The 1,000-nt window shown below is 68.2% G+C and carries 1 protein-coding gene; it reads left to right on the top strand.

Annotated features, from left to right (window positions below):
- Positions 1-63 precede the first annotated feature (63 nt).
- A complete protein-coding gene (locus tag ACIRHA_RS43165) occupies positions 64-978 on the top strand; it encodes an IS982 family transposase (RefSeq protein ID WP_403857738.1) in 915 nt (304 codons plus the stop codon).
- Positions 979-1,000: the final 22 nt, after the last annotated feature.

The following is a 1,000-nucleotide window of genomic DNA, read 5'->3' on the forward strand; positions in this document are numbered from 1 at the left end:
CCTAGATGATCGATTCCAAGGGTTCGGCTGCGTGTACATGCGAAGGGAGCCCAACGTCAGTGTGTGAAGACAGAGTTGGACTCCCTCGCGACCGCACTGTACGTCAAGACCGACGACCTGCTGAAGGCATCACCAGATCTCGCGCCGTGGCGCCCGGCCGTCGGGATCGCCGCGAAACTGAGCGATGCCGAGCTGGTCACGCTCGCCGTGATGCAGGCCATGCTCGGCTTCACCTCCGAGGCCCGATGGCTCCGCCATGTCCACGCCCACCTGCGGCACCTCTTCCCGTACGTGCCCCAGCAGCCCGGCTACAACAAGAGGCTGCGCAAGGCCGCGGACCTGCTGCGCCGGGTAACCCGCACGCTGGCCGTCGACACCTCCGTGTGGAGCGACGACGTGTGGATCGTGGACTCCACGCCCGTGGAATGCGGACGCTCACGGGAGACCGTCAAGCGGTCCGACCTGGCCGGATGGGCCGAGTACGGCTACTGCGCCAGCCACAGCCGCTTCTTCTGGGGCCTGCGGCTGCACCTGGTCTGCACCCTCCAGGGGCTCCCGGTCGGCTTCGCCCTGACCGGCGCGAAGGCCGACGAGCGCGAGACGCTCCTGGACCTGCTGGCCGCCGAGGACGACCTGGTCGCCCGCCGGCCCGGCCAGACGCTGATCGGCGACAAGAACTACTTCGGCCGCGCCTTCGAGCGCGAACTGGCCGAGCAGGGCATCCACCTGCTGCGGCCGGCCCGCAAGAGAGAGCCCGAACGCCCCGGCGCCCCGCTGTTCAAGCCACTGCGGCAGATCATCGAGTCGGTCAACGAGTCCTTCAAAGGCCAGCTCGACCTGGAGCACCACCGCGGCCGCACACCCGGCGGGGTCGTCGCCCGAGTCATGCAGCGCATCCTCGCGCTGACCGCCGCGATCTGGCACAACGACCAGACCGGACAGCCCGTACTGCGGTCACTGACCGCCTACGACCACTGACCCCTTGGAATCGATCATCTAG

Origin of the sequence: Streptomyces sp. NPDC102360 (assembly GCF_044766085.1) — a bacterium.
GTDB lineage: Bacteria > Actinomycetota > Actinomycetes > Streptomycetales > Streptomycetaceae > Streptomyces.